General features: G+C 61.3%; 13 protein-coding genes and 1 tRNA gene. 11 read left to right on the forward strand and 3 right to left on the reverse strand.

Annotated elements, in window-relative coordinates; translation table 11 throughout:
* Position 1: 1 nt before the first annotated feature.
* From HNQ65_RS24675 to HNQ65_RS24695, 5 genes are read left to right on the forward strand one after another with little or no spacing between them, the layout of a single operon-like run.
* On the forward strand, positions 2 to 1,183 hold the full coding sequence (locus tag HNQ65_RS24675; RefSeq protein WP_184344171.1) for an acyl-CoA dehydrogenase family protein: 1,182 nt from the start codon (positions 2 to 4) through the stop codon (positions 1,181 to 1,183).
* Positions 1,184 to 1,187: 4 nt separating this feature from the next.
* Entirely contained in the window at positions 1,188 to 2,123 is a 936-nt protein-coding gene (locus tag HNQ65_RS24680; RefSeq protein ID WP_184344173.1) for an amino acid--[acyl-carrier-protein] ligase, read from the forward strand.
* Positions 2,120 to 3,097 (forward strand): DUF1839 family protein, encoded by a 978-nt coding sequence (locus tag HNQ65_RS24685; RefSeq protein ID WP_184344175.1) that lies wholly within the window; start codon positions 2,120 to 2,122, stop codon positions 3,095 to 3,097. The genes HNQ65_RS24680 and HNQ65_RS24685 overlap by 4 nt, the downstream gene beginning before the upstream one ends.
* A gap of 6 nt (positions 3,098 to 3,103) precedes the next feature.
* Entirely contained in the window at positions 3,104 to 5,590 is a 2,487-nt protein-coding gene (locus HNQ65_RS24690) for a glycoside hydrolase family 2 protein (protein WP_184344177.1), read from the forward strand.
* On the forward strand, positions 5,587 to 7,488 hold the full coding sequence (locus tag HNQ65_RS24695) for an alpha/beta fold hydrolase (RefSeq protein ID WP_184344178.1): 1,902 nt from the start codon (positions 5,587 to 5,589) through the stop codon (positions 7,486 to 7,488). The genes HNQ65_RS24690 and HNQ65_RS24695 overlap by 4 nt, the downstream gene beginning before the upstream one ends.
* Before the next feature lie 44 nt (positions 7,489 to 7,532).
* Here the strand turns inward: HNQ65_RS24695 and HNQ65_RS24700 are convergent.
* Positions 7,533 to 7,609, reverse strand: a tRNA-Met gene (locus HNQ65_RS24700).
* A gap of 114 nt (positions 7,610 to 7,723) precedes the next feature.
* On the opposite strand from HNQ65_RS24700, the gene HNQ65_RS24705 reads away from it, so the two are divergent.
* The 6 genes from HNQ65_RS24705 to HNQ65_RS24730 all read left to right on the forward strand — a co-directional run bounded on the left by HNQ65_RS24705 (position 7,724) and on the right by HNQ65_RS24730 (position 16,598).
* Positions 7,724 to 8,557: a 3-keto-disaccharide hydrolase gene (locus HNQ65_RS24705; protein ID WP_184344180.1), complete on the forward strand. Its 834-nt coding sequence runs from the start codon at positions 7,724 to 7,726 to the stop codon at positions 8,555 to 8,557.
* A 444-nt stretch (positions 8,558 to 9,001) separates the two neighbouring features.
* Positions 9,002 to 9,871: a polysaccharide deacetylase family protein gene (locus tag HNQ65_RS24710; protein WP_184344182.1), complete on the forward strand. Its 870-nt coding sequence runs from the start codon at positions 9,002 to 9,004 to the stop codon at positions 9,869 to 9,871.
* Between the two features lie 65 nt (positions 9,872 to 9,936).
* Positions 9,937 to 11,124, forward strand: coding sequence for a glycosyltransferase (locus HNQ65_RS24715; RefSeq protein ID WP_221306288.1), 1,188 nt, complete (start codon positions 9,937 to 9,939; stop codon positions 11,122 to 11,124).
* A complete protein-coding gene (locus tag HNQ65_RS24720) occupies positions 11,121 to 12,875 on the forward strand; it encodes a glycoside hydrolase domain-containing protein (protein WP_184344186.1) in 1,755 nt (584 codons plus the stop codon). The genes HNQ65_RS24715 and HNQ65_RS24720 overlap by 4 nt, the downstream gene beginning before the upstream one ends.
* A 2-nt stretch (positions 12,876 to 12,877) precedes the next feature.
* Positions 12,878 to 14,107, forward strand: a complete 1,230-nt coding sequence (locus tag HNQ65_RS24725; RefSeq protein ID WP_184344188.1) for a GNAT family N-acetyltransferase — start codon at positions 12,878 to 12,880, stop codon at positions 14,105 to 14,107.
* Positions 14,076 to 16,598, forward strand: coding sequence for an exopolysaccharide transport family protein (locus HNQ65_RS24730; RefSeq protein ID WP_221306289.1), 2,523 nt, complete (start codon positions 14,076 to 14,078; stop codon positions 16,596 to 16,598). Before HNQ65_RS24725 ends, HNQ65_RS24730 begins: the two co-directional genes overlap by 32 nt.
* A gap of 53 nt (positions 16,599 to 16,651) precedes the next feature.
* Here the strand turns inward: HNQ65_RS24730 and HNQ65_RS24735 are convergent, their stop codons facing one another.
* Both HNQ65_RS24735 and acnA read right to left on the reverse strand, forming a co-directional pair.
* Positions 16,652 to 17,113, reverse strand: a complete 462-nt coding sequence (locus HNQ65_RS24735) for a PH domain-containing protein (protein ID WP_184344192.1) — start codon at positions 17,111 to 17,113, stop codon at positions 16,652 to 16,654.
* A gap of 119 nt (positions 17,114 to 17,232) precedes the next feature.
* On the reverse strand, positions 17,233 to 19,917 hold the full coding sequence (gene acnA, locus HNQ65_RS24740) for an aconitate hydratase AcnA (RefSeq protein ID WP_184344194.1): 2,685 nt from the start codon (positions 19,915 to 19,917) through the stop codon (positions 17,233 to 17,235).
* Between the last annotated feature and the right edge of the window lie 747 nt (positions 19,918 to 20,664).

The following is a 20,664-nucleotide window of genomic DNA, read 5'->3' on the forward strand; positions in this document are numbered from 1 at the left end:
CGTGAGCACGACTACCCAGACCAGCGTCAATTTTGACGAAATTCTCAAGGAGGTGCATGCAATCGGCAAATCGGTGCTCCGAGTGCATGCTTCTGATGTGGACAAGCAGGCGCGGTTTCCGCAGGAGTCGATCGATGCCATGCGTGGTGCCAAACTGCTGAGCGCGTACGTGCCGCAGGAATATGGCGGCATGGGACTGAACCTGCAGCAGACCGCCAAGATTTGCGAGGCGCTGGGCCAGTACTGCGGCTCCTCGGCCATGATCTACGCCATGCACAAGATCCAGGTGGCCTGCGTGGTGCACCACGCGCAGCAGTCCGAATACTTTCGCGGCTACCTGCGCCAGCTGGTGCAGGAGCAGCGTCTGATGGCCTCTGCCACCACGGAGATCGGCACGGGTGGCGACCTGCGCTCCAGCATCTGCGCGGTGGAGATCACGGGAGATCGTTTCAAGGTCAGCAAGAAGGCCCCGGTCATCTCTTATGGAGAGGCGGCGGATGAGATTCTGGTGACCTGCCGCCGCGCCCCGGATGCGCCGGCATACGAGCAGTCCCATGTGATGGTGCGCAAAGGCGAGTACACGGCGGTCCCCATCTCGACCTGGGACACCATGGGCTTTCGCGGCACCTGCAGCTCGGGCTTTGAACTCACCGCCGAAGGGAATGCCGAGCAGGTCATTCCAGAATCCTTCACCGAGATCCTCAGCCAGACGATGCATCCCTACTCCCACATCGTGTGGGGGGCGCTGTGGTCCGGCATCTGCATGGATGCGGTGAACCAGGCGCGCGCCTTTGTGCGTGCCGAGGCGCGCAAGACGCCGGGAGAGACGCCCATCTCCGCCATTCGCCTCGGCGAAGTGGACCAGGTGCTGCAGGTGATGCGACACAATGTGGCCACCATGGCGCGTGAATACGACGAACTGCGCAGCCGCAACTGCCCAGGTGTGTTTGAGGACTTCGGCTTCTCCATCCGCACGAACAACCTGAAGCTCTCCTGCTCGCAGCAGTTTGTGGACATCGTGGGCCGCGCGATGCTGATCTGTGGCATCTCAGGCTATCGCAACGACTCCAAATTCAGCATCGCCCGCCACCTGCGGGATGCCTACGGTGCCGCGCTGATGGTGAACAACGACCGCATTCTGAAACTGAACGCCACCATGCTGATGGTGCACCGGGAAGGCTGATCTCATGACTTGCTCCTCCACCTCTTCTCTTCCTCTCACCGAGGCCTATCAGGCCTTTCTGGACCAGGTGACCGAGGCCGGGCTGCTCATCTCCTTGGGAGTGCGCGGCGTGTATGGCTACGGCGGCACCTTTGACGCCGTGCTGCAGGGCTTTGACCGTCTGGTGACCAAACGTGCGTCGGGCTTCAAGGCGGACGTCATGCGCCTGCCGGGGCTGCTGAGCCGGGAGCACTATCTGAAGACCAGTCACATGGAAAACTTCCCGGACCTCATGGGCTCGGTGCACAGCTTCATGGGCCGCGACCGCGAGCACATCGCCATGCTGGCCAAGCGTGAGAACGGCGAGGACTGGACGCAGGACCTCAAGCCGAGCGAGCTGATGCTTTCCCCCGCGTGCTGTTATCCGCTGTATCCCACGGCCACCGGTACGCTGACGAGCGAAGGCCGCATCGTGGACCTGCTCTCCCAGGTGTTCCGCCATGAGCCCTCCATCGACCCCTGCCGTCTGCAGTTTTTCCGCCAGCGCGAGTTTGTGCGCATCGGCACCGCCGAGCAGGCGCTGGAGCACCGCAGGCGCTGCCTGGAGCTGGGCCGCGACACGCTGGCCGAAGTGGGGCTGGAGGTGGACATCGTGCTGGCCAATGATCCCTTCTTTGGCCGTGGCGGCCGCGTGATGGCGGCCTCGCAGAAGGATCAGGATCTCAAGCATGAGTTCACCTTTGCCGTGGCCACGGCGGAGAAGCCGACGGCCATCGCCTCGACCAACTGCCACCTGGACTACTTTGGCAAAGCCTTCGACATCAAGCTCCCGAATGGAGAGCCCGCGCACTCGGCCTGCATCGGCTTTGGGCTGGAGCGCATCACGCTGGCGCTCTTCAAACATCATGGCTTTGATCCCGACCGCTGGCCTGCGGATGTGAAGAACGCCCTGGAGCTATGAGCCTGCCTTTTCCAGCGCTGGACGTGCAGACCTACACACGCCACCGCCTGCACACGCAGGAGCGCGAGTGGGCGGAGACCAACTGCTACGTGGATGTATGGATCGAGGTGCTCCACGCGCTCGGGCTGGAGCCCATCGCGGCGCTGCCCTTCACGCTGGGCATCGACTTTGAGGGCGACCAGTGGACCTTTTTCAAATACCAGCTGGGGGATCTGTATGACCTCTACGGGCTGGATGTGCAGGAGCTGGCCCTCTACCGGCCGCTGACGGCGCACATCCAGGAGCAGCTGGGCATGGGCCGCACATTGCTGGTGGAGCTGGACTCCTTTTACCTCCCGGACACCGCCGGCAGCGCCTACCAGCTGGAGCACGTTAAAACCACTGTAGCCGTGGCGGAGATCGACATGGAGCAGCAGCGCCTGGTGTATTTCCATGCACAGGGCTGCTACCAGCTGCAGGGAGATGACTTTGAAAACATCTTCCACCTGCGTGGGGAAAAAAATCCCGCCATCCTGCCGCCCTACTGCGAGGTGGTGAAAAAAGCCCCCACACCTGCACTGCAGGGAGAGGCCCTGCTAAGCGCCTCACTGGTGCTGCTGCAGCGCCAGCTGCAGCGCCTGCCGGTGGAGAACCCCTTTGTGAAATTCCGCGCGCGCTTTGAGGCGGACATGCAGTGGCTGATCCACGAACCCATCACCACCTTTCACCAATACTCGTTTGCCACGCTGCGGCAGTTTGGCTCCTGCTATGAGCTGGCAGGCACCTACCTGAAATGGCTGCAAGGCCAGGGCGTGGCGGGGCTGGATGCAGCCATCGAGAATGTGATGAGCCTTTCCACCACGGCCAAGGCGCTGCAGTTTCAGCTGGCCCGTGCCATGGCGCGCAAGAAGCCGATCGACTTCACTCCGGTGGACCAGATGGCGGAGCGCTGGACGCAGGCCATGCAGCAGCTTAAGAGTGCGTTTCCCGCATAACATGCCATGACCGACTCCGTGCCTTTTGCCCCGTGGACCTGCTGCGCGCAGACGCCCGGCGCCAGCCCGGAGCCTGCGGCGGTGCAGGGGGCGTGGTTTGAGGCGCAGGTGCCGGGCACCGTGGCCGGGGCACTGCGTGCGCGTGGAGAGTGGAACCACCAAAGCCCGCCGGACATCGATGCGCAGGACTGGTGGTACCGCACCAGCTTTGCCATGCCGTCGGGGGATCCCTGTATGCTGTGCTTGGACGGACTGGCCACGCTGGCAGAGGTCTGGCTCAATGGCGAGTGTGTTCTGAATGCGGACAACATGTACCGCAGCTACCAGGTCGATGTCTCAACGAAGCTGAAAGCGGAGAACGAGCTGGCGATTTGTTTCCGCTCGGTGACGGCTGATTTGAAGAAACGGCGCCCGCGTCCGCGCTGGAAGACGAATCTGGTGAACAACCAGCAGCTGCGCTGGCTGCGCACCGGTCTGCTGGGGCGCATTCCCGGTTGGTCTCCGCCCGTGCCTGCCATCGGTCCGTGGCGTGAAGTGCGTCTGGAGTGCCGCCCGGTGCGGCTCAGTGAAGTGAAGCGCACGTCCGTGCTGGATGGCGTGGATGGCGTGGTGCGTTTTCAGGCGCGTGTGGCATCGGTGCAGAAGATAGTCTCAGCCCGGCTGCATGTGGGAGGACATGAAACGGCGCTGCATATTCAGGAAGATGTGATCAGCGGCGAGCTGCGCGTGCCGCAGCCTGATCTGTGGTGGCCGCACACACATGGCGCGCAGGCGCTGCATGCGGCGGCTGTTTGGATCGAGACGGAAAGTGGAACGCATGAGTTTCCGCTGGAGGCGATTGGTTTCCGCCGGATTGAGGCGAGCCATGAGCCCGGCTTTGCGCTGCAGGTGAATGGAGAGCGCGTGCACTGCCGTGGCGCGTGCTGGACGACGCATGACATCTTCCACCCTGGCGGCACCGGAGAGTCGCTGATGCATGAGCTCATGCTCGCCCGAGACGCAGGCATGAACATGCTGCGCATTGGCGGCACGATGAATTACGAAAGCGATGCCTTTTACCGCCTGTGCGATGAACTGGGCATCCTGGTGTGGCAGGACTTAATGTTTGCCAACATGGACTACCCGGTGGAGGACGCGGCGTTTAATGCGAACATCACCACCGAGGCCACGCAGCAGCTGGCCCGGCTGGCACAGCACCCCTGTGTGGCCGTGTATTGTGGCAACAGCGAGATCGAGCAGCAGGCGGCCATGCTGGGCCTGGCGCGCGAGCTCTGGCGCAATGTCTGGTTTGGCGAGCAGCTGCCTGCGCTGTGCGGCCAGCATCATCCGGGCACGGTGTATGTGCCGTCATCGCCCAGCGGCGGAGTCTTGCCTTTCCACACGCGCACGGGGATCACGCACTTTTACGGCATCGGCGCGTATCTGCGCTCCCTGCGCGAGCTGCGGCAGGCGGATGTGAAGTTTACCAGCGAGTGCCTGGGCTTCTCCAATGTGCCTGAGCCGGAGGCCATAGATGAGATCATGGGCGGGCTCATGCCGGTGATGCACCACCCGCGCTGGAAGCAGCGCGTGCCACGGGACACCGGTGCAGGCTGGGATTTTGAAGACGTGCGGGATCATTATCTGCGCGAGGTCTTTGGCGTGGATCCGGTGACGCTGCGCTGCTTTGACATGCCGCGCTATCTGGAGCTCAGCCGTGTGGCACCCGGTGAGATGATGGCGCGCACCTTTGCGGAGTGGCGCAGCGGCCACAGCCGCAATGCGGGTGCGCTGGTGTGGTTCTACCAGGATCTCTGGCCGGCGGCTGGATGGGGCATCGTGGACAGCAGCGGTGCACCCAAGGCGGCGTACTACCAGCTCAAGCGCCTGTGGCAGACACGGCAGCTGACGCTGACGGATGAAGGCCTGGACGGGCTGCATTTGCATCTGAGCAATGAGAGCGCCGACAGCGTGGAGGGCTTTCTGGAGGTGCAGCTGCTGCGGGAGCCCAATGTCAGCGTGGCCTGTCATGAGATCGCGCTGAAGGTGGGGCCGCGTGCGCTGGAGACACGCAGCGTGGATGAGATCCTGGGCTCGTTTTACGACGTGAACTATGCGTACCGCTTTGGCCCGCCGGTGCATCATGCGGTGGTCGCCACGTGGTACACGGCGGAGCGGCAAGTGCTGAGCGAGGCCTTCCACTTCACGCGTGCGCGCGATCCCGAGGCGCAGCCCATGGCTGCGGGCCTGCTGCAGGCCGTCGCGGAGGCGCTGGGAAACGGGCGCTACCGTGTGACGCTGAAATGCGAGCGCTTCCTGCACAGCGTGCGGCTTTCTGCCAAAGGCCACCTACCTGCGGACAACTACTTTCATCTCATGCCTAACCGGCCGAGGGCGGTGATTTTCACGCCTCGCACCGGCGGAGCTGGCATGCTGAGAGCTTATGTTGAAGCCCTGAACATGATGGGCGAAGTTCCGGTGGAACTGAGCCCCTCTCCACCAAGCCCCGTATGACCCCCGCCGCCGATGATCCATGCCCGTGCATGCCGGAGGAGCAGGCAGGGATGGACCACATCGAGCGAACGGCTTTTTATTTTGAGAGCGGAGGGCAGTCCTTGTTTGCGTGGCTGCATCGTGCCGCAGGCGCTGGTGATCACGGCGTATTGATCTGCCCGCCGCTGGGGCATGAGCAGGTGCATGCTCACCGCACGCTGCGGCATCTGGCAGACCGGCTGGCAGCGGCGGGTTTCACGGTGCTGCGCCCAGACTATCTCGGCACTGGAGATTCCGAAGGCGTGGTGGAGGATCCGCAGCGGCTGGCCACATGGCAGACGAATGTGGAAGATGCTGCCGCATGGCTGCGCAGCATGGCAGGGTGCCGGAAGATCAGCCTCGTGGGCCTGCGTTTTGGGGCCGCACTGGCGGTGCAGTATTCGGCGCGGCATGAGGTGGAAAATTTGGTGCTCTGGGCGCCGATGGTCAAAGGTCGGCGCTACGTGCGCGAACTCACCGCGCTGGCGCAGACCGCGCAGATGGCTGCATCTGAAGCCGAGGCAGGCAGCATCGAGGCGATGGGATTTGTTTATACCCGCGAGATGGCGGCGGACCTGGGCAAGATTGATCTGCTCTCCTGCACACCGCGCTGTCAGCATGCGCTGATCGCCCCCATCTCAGGCGATGGCGGTCTGCTGGATCATCTGGCAAAGCAGGGAGTGGCGGCGGAGTCCGTGGCGGTGTCTGGCTACAACGAGATGATGGCCGAGCCGCACGACACCGTGGTGCCGCATGAGGCGCTCAAGAGCATCACGGAATGGATGAAGGCCAAGGTGCCGCCGATGCGCGCTGCCGCTGCCATTTCACCCTCCGCGCTGGTGACGTCCATGCAGACCGGCGGGGTGAGGGAGAGCATTCACCGCATCAGCAGCGCACCGGATTTGTTTGGCATCCTGGCGGAGCCTGCCGGGCGTGAGACCTCACTGCCGTGGCTGGTCATTGCCAATGCGGGAGCGGCTCACCACATCGGGCCAGGGCGGTTGCATGTGCCACTGGCACGTCAGCTGGCAGAGCTGGGCTACCCCAGCCTGCGAGTCGATATCAATGGCATCGGCGACAGCGTGGCCGCAGATCCTGAGAATGAAAACGATGCCTATGCCGCCACTGCCTTTCGTGATGTGAGCCTGGTCTGCGACTACCTGCGTACACGCCAGCCTGGCAGGCCCATCGTGCTCATGGGGCTCTGCTCCGGGGCCTACGTGGCCTTCCAATCTGCCGCGCAGCTTCCTGATCCCGCCATCATCGAGAGCATCCTGATCAATCCGCTAGTCTTCTTCTGGAAGGAGGGGATGGTCATCAATGACACCAGCATGGATCAACTGGTGGCCTGGCGTGAGTATGGACGGGCCTTCTTCAAGTGGAGCCACTGGAAGAAGCTGCTCACTGGAAAAACGCGCACAGGCTTTGTGGGATCGATCAAGCGCTTCTCCAGTCATCTCAAGCCGCTGGCCGAGAAAGTGGGGAAAAAGCTGGTGGCCAGCCTGCAGCCCGCCCGTCCGGCTGCGCCGGAGCAGTACCTGGGGTGCGGGCACCCAGCTCGGCAGGATCTGGCGGGAGATCTGCAGCGCATCGCCTCAGCAGGGCGTACGCTGGCCATGTTTGTCTCGGACAATGATCCGGGCCACTTTCTCATGATGTACCAGGCCCGGCGCAAGGCGAACCAGCTTATCAGGCAGGGCCGGTTGCAGTGCCACTTCATCCCCAATGCGGACCACACCTTTTCCACTGCGGATGCGCGTGGCAGATTTCACCGCATGCTCATTGAGTATCTGCACCGCCGGTTTGGCAGCACCCCGAGCCTGGGCGCAGCTCCCAAGACCGGAGGGGATGTGCTGCTGGCGTCCACACTGAGTTCATAAACCAAAAACCCCTGCAACTCAGTGAATTGCAGGGGTTTTGAAATTGGTTGCGGGAGTAGGATTTGAACCTACGACCTTCAGGTTATGAGCCTGACGAGCTACCGGGCTGCTCCATCCCGCGATTTATTGGGACCGTTAGAGTCGTCTTTCCTGACAGATTGGCAACCTGTTATTTCAAGAACTTCACTGCTTGACCTGCAACATCCCCTGCGGCTTCTCGTTTGCTGCTACCCGCATGAAAAACATCGCCTCTACTCTCCTGCTGGCTCTCGCGAGCCTCCCGGCCTTTGCCGCCGACTCCAAACCTGCCGCCGCTGCAGACAAACCCTCTCCTATCGGCTACTCCGACACGCCCGTCATTCCGGGCTCCAAATGGAAGGTGCATGACATCGACCGTCCGCGCCCTGAAGCAGTGGCCCCTGGCGAAAAGCCGGGCGACGCGCCTGCGGATGCCATCATCATCTTCAACGGCAAGAGCTCTGATGCCCTGCAGGCCAAGGAGAAGGATGCCAAGGGTAAGGAAACCGGAAAGATCATCCCCTGCCCTTGGAAGATCGAGGACGGCGTGATGCTGATTTCCGGCGGCGACTGCTGGACGAAGCAGGAGTTTGCCAGCTGCCAGCTGCACCTGGAGTGGATGAGCGAGCCCAATACGAAGGGCAACTCCCAGAAAAAGGGCAATGCCGGGGTGTTCTTCATGGACCGCTATGAGTCCCAGATGCTGGACTGCTACAACAACCCCACCTACGCAGACGGCATGACCGGCGGCGTGTACGGGCAGACTCCTCCGCTGGTGAACGCGGTGCGTCCGGCCGGCCAGTGGCAGGTCTATGACATCGTCTTCACCGCTCCGAAGCTGGAAAATGGCAAGGTCGTGGAGCCCGCCTACATCACCACCTTTGTGAACGGCATCTGTGTGCAGAACCATACAAAGATCATGGGCCCCACCAAGCACAAGAACATCACGGACTACAGCGGGGAATTCCCTGAAAAAGCCCCGATCCGTATCCAAGACCACAAAAACGAGCCGCCGGTTCGCATTAGGAACATCTGGATCAGACCGCTCTGATCCGGGCGATAGAGTCATTTTGCACACGGCGAGGCCGGAGGGTACCCCTCCGGCTTTTTCGTTTTGCGAACAAAATTCAAAAGTAAGGAAAGCGTAAGAATGATACGGTATTTATGATAATTCTATTGAAGTTAATAAATCACATTCTAAACTCTAGGGATTCGTCGCGATGGCTCACTCTTCATGACCACCAATCCGCCCGGCTGTTTCCAGCCTGGGCGCTAAATATGCCCTTATCCTTTGATTATGCCGTTCAGTTTCATCTCGCGCTCAATCAAAGCTGCTGCCCTCGTGTGCAGCGGACTGGCCTGTTATGCACGTTCACGGCGGGCCAAGGAGGCCACCATACTCACATTTCATGGCTTTAGGGAAGGTAGGCAGGATCCCCATGTTCTTGACGATTCGCTTTATCTCCCGGTCGAAGTTTTCCGCCAGACCTGCGCCATGCTGGCAAAAGACTACCAAGTCATTTCACTTTCAGCATTGGTCGAGGCACGCACCAAGGGGGAATCCCTGCCGGACAATGCCGTGGTCATCACCTTTGATGATGGCTACGCCTCCAATTACGAGCTGGCGTTTCCCGTTCTTAAAGAGTTTGGGCTGCATGCTACGATCTTTGTGACCACAGGCTTCCTTGACCGCGAAGAAATGTTCTGGTTTCAGCGGATCGATCTGGCGCTGGGACGTGCCAAAAAGGAGCTGCTCGACTGGAAGATCAACGGTAAGAAGCTGCGTCTCTACTTAGGCACTTACACCCTTCGGCAGCAGTCGCTCACACTGCTGCTGCCGGAACTCAAAGAGCTGCCGGACGCCGATCTTCTGGGAGAAGTGGCCCGCCTGGAAGCGGCTCTGGGAGTGGACGAGCCCGGCTTTGACGACCTGCCAGCTGCCATGCGCCCGATGACCTGGGAGATGGCCTGTGAGATGTCCTTCAGCGGCCATGTGGACATTGGCGGGCACACACACACACACCCCATTCTATCCCGTTGCGACACCATGGCGATGCGTGCGGAGATCGCCACATGCCGGGATCGTATCCATGCCGAGACAGGCGAGCTGCCGACCTTGTTCGCTTACCCCAATGGCAGCAGCGATGACTTTACCCGGGAAACTCTGATGTTGGTGCGGGAGGCCGGATTCAAGGCCGCTTGCACCACGATCACCGGCCGTGTGCCCGACAACGTGCCCATGCTGCAACTGCCGCGCTATGGCTCCCCAGAATCGGTATGGGATGCCAAAGCCACAGTGTCCGGCGCGTTTGAAACTCTCAAGGACTGGCGTCAGCGGTACCAGAAAGCGAGGGCGATGCTATGAGGACGATCACGCTAAACGCGAGTGAGGCGTTGCAACTCCCCCTCCGACAGACGGTGCGTGCTTTTGTGTCTGAGCAACTTCTGCCCGCTCCGGCATGCGACAAGAGGCCCACGGTGCTGCACTTTACCTACAGCATTGGTGGCGGGGGCGCTGAGGCCATGCTCATGAATCTGGCGGAGTCACTCGACCCGGCGAAATTTCGCAGTGTGGTGGTGGCTATCAATGCCCGTCCATGGACTCACCAGCTCAGGCGCCTGCACGAGGCAGGTGTGTCTGTTCATGACCTCGAAAGCACATCCTATCTGAATCCCCGCACGCTGGCGCGGTTGCGTGCCGTGATGCGCGCAGAGCGCCCGGATGTCGTGCAGACGTGGATGCACCACTCTGACCTAGTGGGCGGCTGGACGGCGTGGCTGAGTGGCGTGCGCCACGTCGTGTGGGGCATTCACTGCCGCGAGATCCATCGCAATCCAGGAGACAGCGATGCGAGGATGGCGTTCTTTCGTCGTGCACTGGGCTTCAGCTCCCGATTCATCCCCAAACGCATCGTTTCCTGCTCCGCCGCAGCCATCGAGGATCATTCGGCCATGGGTTACCCTGCCGCAAAGATGCGGTGGATTCCGAATGGTATTAATGCGAAGCGTTTTGTGCCAGATTCGGACGCAGGTCTGGACACCCGGGCGGAACTGAAACTGCCGGCAAACGTGCCGGTGATCGGCTACGTGGGGCGTTTTCATGAGATGAAGGATCTGGCCACCTTTCTGCGTGCCGCCGCCATCCTTCAGAGCAGGGTGCCCGAGACGCACTTCGTCTTCTGCGGCGGTGTGGAGGTGGAGCTGGGAGAGGTGGAGCGCGGACTGCTTGCCCAGCTGCCGAGTCCGCAACAGGTGCGGTTTGACTCCTTTCGTCCTGATCCCTGGCGTTTGTACCCGGCGCTGAGTTTGTTCTCACTCTCATCCCGCACGGAGGCGTGCCCGATGACGGTGATTGAGGCAATGTCTTGCGGTGTCCCGTGTGTGACTTCAGATGTGGGAGACTGTGCCCGGTTGCTGGAGGGCGTGGGCAGCGTGGTGCCGATGCGAGATCCCGCTGCGCTTGCCACAGCCTGGGAGCAGACGTTGCAGATGAATGCGGCGGCGCGTGAAGCCGTGGCGCAGCAGTCGCGCCAGCGGGTGCTGGAGCGCTTTACCATCGCGCATGCTGCGCGGCAGTATGAAGAAACCTATGCAGAACTCGTGGAGGTGGGAGCATGAAAGCGCTGTCTCTGCTGTTTCTCGCCATTCCCGCGCTGACTGTCGGTCAGCCGTTGAGCGTGTCTTTTTGTGATGGGATGACACGCATCTCGCGCAATGGGACTGCGCCAGCTTCGTCCGGCTACACCGTCCACGCCGCGCGTGGCGAATGGGAACCGCTGCAGATCATCGTCACCGCCACTCCGGAGCAGCTCAAAGGACTGAAGGTGCAGGCCACGGGTATCGCGAAAGAGGGCTCGGGAGCCCTGCTGCCCGCCCCGCTGGTGTTGAGAGAGCATTACGTTCGCGTTTCACATTCCACACCCCGTGCACCACTGCCACCGGGCGACTATCCTGACGCTCTGGTGCCGCTGGATATGCCAGTGCAGGAGATAAGCGGTGCGGAGGTGGTAAATCAGCCTTTCTGGGTGGATGTCTTTGTGCCCTATACGGCCGCGTCTGGTGCCTACGGCGGCCAGGTCCGCTTCGAATTTGCCGACGGCACGGTGGCTCTGGCAGGATACACTCTTGAGGTGTGGGACTTTGACCTGCCGGTGGTGCCCAGTCTGCGCACCTCCATCATGACCACAGTGCGGCATGTGGCCCAGGTGCATGGGCTGGACTACAACGACAAGCCGCCCTCTGCTGCCCACGCCAGTGTGCTGGACGCTTATTATGACATGCTCGCCGCACACCGTCTCAGCGTGGATCAGATTTATGGCAGCTATCCTGACGCCGATACGGGAAAGCTGGATGAAGAGAAGGTGGAGCGGGCGCTGAGAAAGCATCTGCTGCACCGCCACTGCAACTCCATCGGCCTGCCAATCTGGCCCAAGTGGCCCTTCAAAGATCCGCTGGGTCAGGACCGCGAGGCCGCGATGAGCTACGTGGCGCAGTGGATGAAGGTGCTGGCCAGGATCCGCTGTGAGTCGCGCGGATACGTCATCATGGGAGATCTGGATGAACCCAATGACCGGGCCGCCTATGACACGGTGCGCTCCTGGGGCCAGTTCTTCAATGAGGTGGAAAAGAGGCACGGCGTGCGCGTGCCGCTGCATGTGACGGAGCAGCCCTCGCCGGAAAAATCGGAATGGGGTTCTCTCGTCGGTGCCGTGGACATCTGGGGACCACACTTCAGCGAAGTATGGAAGGATATGGAATGGGCCGGCGGCAGGCATGACATCGCCCTGCGTCACCAGTCGGGCGATGAGGTGTGGACCTACGCGGCACTCGTGCAGATGCCGGACGCCTGGGAGCAGCAGCACGGCAGGCCGGAGAAGCTCGTGAAAAGCTTTCCGCCGGTGTGGGCCGTGGACTACCCGCCAATGACGCACCGTATCATGGGCTGGCTGCTTCCCAAGCATGGAATCACGGGCTTGGAATACTGGGACACCATCTTTGCGGCTGAAGGCGTGGATGTCTGGAAGGACGCTGGCACCTTCAAAGCGCCAGACGGTGCTGTGTACAATGGCGATGGCTCTTTCATTTACCCCGCTACGGAAGAGCGCCAGGGCCGCCATGCGCCGGTGGCCTCCATGCGGCTGAAATGGCTGCGGGAGACCGTGGAGGATTATGACTACCTCATGCTGGCCCGTCAGCTGGGTCTGGAGGACGAAGCCCGTCGCCTCACGGAACGGTTTGTCCGTGGTTTTGGCGATTGGGATGACAACACTGGTGCGCTGCTGGAGGCCCGCCAGCAGCTGGGCGCCCTGATTCAGTCCGCACAGCGCCGCAAGCAAACAGCCGGGAGGCAGGGAGGAGAGCAGCAATGAGCATGGCCCAGGTCAGAACCAAACCACGGAACGAGGCGGCGCGAGAAACCACGACCCTACGTCGGGGGCAGCTCACGTTGGATTTTGTGCGGGATGAAGCCGCCTTCCACGCTCTGCAGCCCTACTGGGATGCGCTGGTGGAGCAGATGGCTACGCGCTCGCCATTTATGCGCTGGGACTGGGTCAGCCTGTGGTGGGAAGAGTGCCGCCAGGACGCCAGGCTCGCGCTCGCGCTGCTGCGTGATGCTGAGGGCGTGCCGCATGCCATTGCGCCGCTCATGCTCGCGCATGAGGCAGATCCTGCACGGCGGCCTCTGCTCACACTGACTTTCCTGGCCGGGTTTGGAGAGGCACATGGAGAGCGGCTCGACTTCATCGTGCCCGCAGGGCAGGAGGCCGAACTGACGCCGCAGCTCTGCCGCGCTTTCAAGCTGTTGAAGCCGGAGTGCGACAATGTGCGCCTGAATCATCTGCCGGAGGAATCTCCCAACACTCCATACATCATCGCGGCGCTGAAAAAAGACTTCAGCGGTGCAGGCGTGCTGAACCGGCAGGTATGCCGGTTCGTCAATTTGCCTGCGACCTGGGATGAGTACGAGACGCGTCACAGTTCCAAATGGCGCTATGGCCTGCGCCGTTACCGTCGTATGTTCACCAGCGACCACGCAGGCACCGCGACTCTGGCCGGTGAGCGCGTGGATCGATCCGAGGCGATGAAGGAGCTGCGGGTGCTGCACGCCATGCAGTGGCCCTCCGGCATCAGCAGCTTCACCACGGAAACAGCCTGGCGTTTCCACCAGCGGCTGGCGGAGCGCTGGCTGCCACAGCAGCGCACGCTGATGCCCATGCTGGAGATGGATGGCAAGTTCATTGCCGTACTTTACGGTTTCATCGAACGCGACCAGTTTTTCCAATACCAGTCTGGCTGGGAGCAGTCGCTGGCCAAAATGTCTCCTGGCAAGCTGGTTATCCGCTGGGCCATTGACTGCTGTATCCAGCGTGGGTTGCAAGTGTATGACCTGCTGCCCAGCGATTACGAATACAAGCGCCAGTGGGCCGATGACGCACGCTGGCTGCTGGATGTGGAAGCCTTTAATCCGACAAGCTGGCGTTCCGCCGCCTTCAAAACCCTCCGCACCCTTCGCCGCTGGCTGCCGCGCCGCAAGGTGATGAATTCCTCTGGCAGATGCGAGAATGAGCATGAAAATGCTCTCCGCCCTTCTGCTGAATAAACTCATGGCTATTCCTTACAGCATAGAACCCAGCAAAACCGCCGCACCGCCGGACGGTTTTGGGGCTATGCTCGCCCTGGCACCGCAGCGGAGTCTTTCCCCCGTAGCTCCCTCGATGACGGTACCCGCTCATCCTGGTATGTCGCCGGTGTTTGATCCGCGCGCCTTCCTGCCTCCGATGAATCCGCAGGACTTTGAGGTGCAGTCTCTCATCAGCCTGGTGGACGTCATCGGCTACATTCGCAAGCGCTGGCTGCGAGGAGCGGTGCTCGGAGCCCTGCTGGCTGCGGTGACTTTCTATGCCCTCGGAATGGGCACCAAAATTTATGAGGCGGAATCGCAGATGCTGCTGCGCATTCAGGATGGCAGCGTGGTGGATATCGACGGCAAGCTGGCCCGCGGCCCCGGAGAGCTGAGCGCCGTGCAGCTCATCAACAACCATCGTGCCGAGCTGCTCTCCCGGCGCTTTCTGAGCTATCTGTATGATCACTTTCCTGCGCAGGAGCGTGATGCGTTTCTGGACCGTGAGGCGCACTCGCTCGGGCGCAAGGATGAGCTGCTGAAGCTGGTGGGCCTTTACAAGCCGGGCAAGCTGGGAGATCCGCGCGAGCGCTTTATCAACCTCATGATCGCCAATGCGCGTGTTGAGCCGCTGAAGGAATCGCATGTGCTGCGGATCCAGATCCGCGACCGTGATCCGCAACTGGCCGCAGATCTGGCCAACCACTATGTGGAGCAGTACACGCACTACGTGGCAGACCAGGAAGGGCAGCTGAGCGCGGATGCCTCCACCTTTCTTGAGGCCAAGTCTGAAGAGCTGCTCAAGCACCTGCGTGAGTCTGAGCAGAAGCTGGCCGAATACCGCCGCAAAGAAGGGCTGATGGAAGACACGGACACCAAGGATGTCTCCAGCGACAAGGTGCGTCAGCTCAATGCAGCCATCACCGAGGCTGACCTGAAACTGACCAAGGCCAAGAGCGATCTCAACGACGTGGCCGATGCCAAGCGGGTGGGGCGCGATCTCACTGAGCTGCGCATCTTTGCCGACAACGCAGACGTGAGCTTCATCCGCAAGCAGCTGGATGCCAAGATCGCCGAGCGTGCCCCTCTGGAGGCCACCTGCGGTCGGAAGCACCCGCGCATGATCGCGCTGGCCAACGAGATCGAAACACTGCGTGCCTCCCTGGACCGGGCGGTGAACAGCGTGGTGGGCATGATCCATGCCGAGGTGGAGTCTCAGGAGCGGCAGATTGCCGATTACCGCCGCCAGCTGGAGTCGGCGCGTGGCGTGGCGCTGGACATCAATGGCAAAAATGTGCAGCAAAACCTGCTGCGTGACCAGGTGCGCATGGACCGGGAGCTGTATGAAAAGATCGAGATGCGCCGCAGCCAGGCGGCGCTAACAGGACAGTTCCGCGACAGCGGGATGCTGCGTGTGGCGGATGTGGCCACGGTGCCGGAAAAGCCAGTAAAGCCGAGCAAGCCCATCGCAGCCGTGGCCGCCGTGCTGATGTTTGGCCTGTCCCTGATCGGACTGCCGGTGGGCTGGGGCATCTTTGACGATCATGTGAGGAAGCTTTTCCGTCCAAAAGATGCTGCTCCTACCCCGCCGGATGAACAGATGCGGCATACAGCCTTTGGTTATGGCTATCCGCAGCCGCCTCCGGCGCCTCAGGCCTCACCTTTTGCCATCGCTGCACCCACACCTGCTCCGGCACCGACACATGTCATTCCACAGGTGCAGCGTGCCTCTGTGCCTTATCAGCCAGCTCCGCCTCAAGTGCAGAGCCGTCCTCTGATGCCGGTGATCAAACCTGCCAACGGGGAAACCACCGTGCTAGCTCGTCTGCCTTATGTCGGCGGGTCTACCCCGGAAGCCATGCTCTCAGAGCTGCTGAAGCCGGAACCCGTGGGGGCCTCCGGAGCGCTGCATCAGCTCACCAGCGTGCTGGAGCTGCAGGCCGCCACGCGCAGCGGCACGGCGGGCGTGATCCTCGTCACCAGCGCCAGCACTGGAGAGGGGAAGACGCTCGTCTCCGCCGTGCTGGCCGCCGCTTTCTGCCACTTTGGCCGCCGGGTGTTCATGATGGAGTGCAATCCCTCCTCCCCCACTCTGCACCAGTGGTTCCCTCGTGCAGTGCAGGGGTATGGTGCTTATGCCCATGATCTTGAGGCGCTGCGCTACGGCCATAGCAACCTGTTCCTTCTGCCAGGCTGTGACCTGCCTGCTCACGCGACCAACGAGCTTCTGGACGGCTATCGCAGCTGGATTGAACGTGCCAAAAAGGAGGTGGACTGGATCATTCTGGATGCTTCGCCGCTGCTGAAGAGCTTTGCCAACGTCGCCCCGCTGGCACCGCTGGCTACGGATGTGATCATCGTCAACAATCCCGCCAAGACCACCCCCGCCCAGCTCCGCGCCGGTCTGGCGCTGCTGCAGCCCATGATGTCCTCCAGCGCCCTGCGCGGCATGGTGGTGAATGGGGGGTAGGAAGCTAGAAGCTTCATCGCACGTGCGGAGACGGTGACTGCCGTCAGTCCTCTTTAAGGCCCGTTTTGCCGCTTGAGCGCGTCTATCAGGGCTGCGGGCTCGCTGACACTCAGCATCACGCTGTAGCCCTCTGTGGTGGGAATGCGTGCCACACGCGTGGGGTCAGTGATGAAGAGCAGGGCCTTTTCGCCATTGCGCAGCTTGAACCAGCCGGAGGCATAACCGGGCAGCCCGGTGCCATTGGTGCGCCATTTGGCTTGATGCTCCTTGTCCTGCTTGAGATTGGTCACCACGGCCTTGTCCAGTTGGAGGGCACGCAGGGGGATCAGGCGGCCGTACAGGTCCCCCTGAATGCGGAGGCCTTCCGGGGAGACGGTGCAGGTGACGTGACGCGTGGACCATGCCAGGTAGCCCATGAGGGCCGCCCCGAGCATCAGAACCAGCGCGATGATGGCGAGAACCCAGAGCGACTTGGAAGATGCGGGGATGATGGGAAAGACAATCGAGGTGTCCATGCTCCAAAGTGTGATCCCGATGCTGCAACATGCAATGGGCACAAAAAATCCGGCAGCCTTGTGGGCTGCCGGATAAGTCGTGTCTGGGGCAAAACGAGCTCGGAAGCTCGTCTTACACGTTACGCGTTCGCACGCAGGATCTGCGCGAGCACGTAGGGCAGGATGCCACCGGCGCGGTAGTAGTCGATCTCCACAGGGGTGTCGATGCGGACGATGACCGGGATGTCGAAGCTGCTTCCGTCGGCCTTGTGGACGCGGAGAGTGGCTTCGCTCATGGGCTTGAAGTCATTGCTCAGGCCCAGGAGGTCGAAGGTGGCATCGCTGAGGTCCTTCACCTTGTCGTAGTCAGCCTTGTCCTTGAAGTTGCAGGGCAGGACACCCATGCCGACGAGGTTGCTGCGGTGGATACGCTCGAAGGACTTGGTGATGACGGCTTTGACGCCGAGCAAACGTGTTCCTTTGGCAGCCCAGTCGCGGCTGGATCCCATGCCGTAGTCTTCCGCACCGATGACGATCGTGGGCGTGCCAGCGGCCTTGTAGGCCTCGGCAGCGTCGTAGATGCTCATTTCGGTGCCGGCAGGCTGCAGGAGGGTGTCGCCACCTTCCTTGCCGCCGAGCATGAGGTTCTTGATGCGTACGTTGGCAAAGGTGCCGCGGGTCATCACGAGGTCATTGCCACGACGGCTGCCGTAGCTGTTGAAGTCGGCCTGGGTGACACCGTTTTCGAGCAGGAAACGGCCGGCAGGGCTGGCCTTCTTGATCGCGCCCGCAGGGCTGATGTGGTCGGTGGTGACGGAATCGCCGAAGATGCCGAGAGGGCGTGCGCCTTTGATCTCGGTGATGTCGCCGGGGGTCATGCTGAAGTCAGCAAAGAATGGCGGATGCTGGATGTAGGTGGACTTGCCGTCCCACTCAAACACGTCACCCACGCTGCCCTGGATTTCATTCCACTTCGGATTCTGCGAAGCGAAGTCGGTGTAGAGCTTGCGGAAGACCTCGGGGGAAAGAGCGGAGGCCATGGCATCACGCACTTCCGCGAGGGTGGGCCAGATATCCTTCAGATACACGCCGCTGCCTGCGACGATCTCGTCCTTGCTCAGGTCAATATCAACCGTGCCAGCGATCGCGTAGGCGACCACGAGCGGGGGGCTCATGAGGAAGTTGGCCTTGATGCTCTGATGCACGCGGGCTTCGAAGTTGCGGTTGCCGGACAGCACGCTGGCGGCCACGACATCCTTGCTCTTCACCACGTCTTCAATGCCGGCGTCGAGAGGGCCGGAGTTGCCGATGCAGGTGGTGCAGCCGTAGCCGACGGTCTGGAAGCCCAGCTTGTCCAGCTCGACCTGAAGGCCGGTCTTGTTGAGGTAATCAGTCACCACGCGGCTGCCTGGGCCGAGGCTGGTTTTGACAGAGGGCTTCACGGTCAGGCCCTTGGCGTTCGCCTTCTTGGCCAGGAGGCCGGCGGCCAGCATGACGTTTGGGTTGCTGGTGTTGGTGCAGCTGGTGATGGCGGCGATGAGCACGCTGCCGTCGGTGATGGTGTCCTTCACATCGGCCTTGCTGTTCACCACGACTTCAGCGGGCTTGAAGCTGTCGGCCTTGCCGAAGCCGCCTGCCTTCACTTCCGAGCCGAGGAGGTCGCGGAATTTGCCCTTCAAGGTGGGCACTTCGATGCGGTCCTGCGGGCGTTTCGGGCCGGAGACGCAGGGGACGACCGTGCTGAGATCCATCTCCATCTCGGTGGTGAAATCGAGCGCGCCTTTCTCCGTGGGGATGCCCCACATGCCCTGGGCCTTGTAGTAATTGGTGACGGTGGTGCAGAGCTCTTCGCTGCGGCCGGTGCCGCGCAGGTAGGCGATGGTTTCTTCGTCCACACCGAAGAAGCCCATCGTGGCGCCGTATTCAGGAGCCATGTTGGCGATGGTGGCACGGTCGGTGACGGGCAGGCTGACAGCACCCGGGCCGTAGAATTCCACGAACTTGCCCACCACGCCCAGCTTGCGCAGCTTCTGGGTCACTTCGAGCACGAGGTCCGTGGCGGTCACGCCTTCCTTGAGCGCGCCTGTGAGATAAACGCCGACGACTTCAGGGACGAGGAAGGTCACCGGCTGGCCGAGCATGCCTGCTTCAGCCTCGATGCCGCCCACGCCCCAGCCAACAACGCCGAGGCCGTTGATCATGGTCGTATGAGAGTCGGTGCCGACGAGGGAGTCTGGGTAATAGACGCCGTCTTTCTCCAGCACGCCCTTGGCGAGGTATTCGAGGTTCACCTGATGCACGATGCCGATGCCCGGAGGCACCACCTTGAAGGTGTTGAAGGCCTGCTCGCCCCACTTGAGGAACTGATAGCGCTCTTTATTGCGCTCAAATTCCAGCGCCAGGTTTTGGTTCAGCGCATTCTGGGTTCCGGCGTAGTCCACCTGCACGCTGTGGTCCACCACGAGGTCCACGGGCACGAGGGGCTCGACCATCTTGGGGTTCTTGCCCAGCTGCTTCACTTTGGAGCGCATGGCAGCCAGATCGACCAAAAGAGGCACGCCAGTGAAGTCCTGCAGCACGATGCGGGCGACGGTGAAGGGGATCTCATATTCGCCAGGAGCCTTGGCATTCCAGTTGGCGAGGTTCTTCACATCTGCCTCGGTGACCTTCTTGCCATCCAGATTGCGCAGCAGAGACTCCAGCACGATGCGGATGGAGACCGGAAGACGGGAGACTTTGCCGATGCCGGCTGCTTCAAGTGCAGGGAGGGAATAATACTTGCCGGGAGTTCCGGAGCCAGTGGTGAAGGTATGCGGGGTGTTCATTGGGATGGGTAGCAGGCCAAGGAAATAGCAGGCGTGGCACGAATGACAGCATTTTTTTGGCCACAGTCGCATCTGGGCGGGCTTCTTCCCCTCCGGAGGTCGGCTAGGCCGGCAGCCTGCCCGATATTGACCTCCCATAGGCACTCTGAGCCTGGAAAGCTGAATGGTGCTTATATTTGAGCTTAGAGCTGGGAGAGGTGCCGCTATCTGTAAAACAGACCATCATGTGCGGTTGGCAGTTTGGAGAGCCGCTGCTTCCGAGTGTGCAAACAGCGCGAGGAGCAGAAGCAGTCTATAAAAGCTGGCGAGAGCAGGCCTGCCACCAGCCTCATTCATGATGCTGCATGAGATGTGAAGGGTTTCTGCGTGATGAGTGCGGTCATTCATGCAGATGGCGCTGCAATCGGCAGGTGGTAATCACCCGTGCGCAAAAGCTCTTATGAGATGAACGCCAGTCAGCACATGTCCTTATGATGTTGATTCCCCTACGTACAAGCGGTGTTAATCACCCCGTGGATCCAGTGTTGTTTCACTCATATCATCACATCAACACATGCTCAGATGGCGATGATTTGATGGTTTCAGCGGCCGTTTTGAGGGTCTCAGAGGTGGGTCGTTTCAGTGCATAATCAGGAAAAATGAAAAAAAGATGAAAATACAGTTGCACGAAATCAGAGCTGAACTACTCTCCTGACCCCCGACGAAAAGCGGCGGCTGAAACAAAAGGAAAAGAAAAGCGAGAAGCGG

It is taken from the genome of Prosthecobacter vanneervenii, assembly GCF_014203095.1.
Taxonomy (GTDB): domain Bacteria; phylum Verrucomicrobiota; class Verrucomicrobiia; order Verrucomicrobiales; family Verrucomicrobiaceae; genus Prosthecobacter; species Prosthecobacter vanneervenii.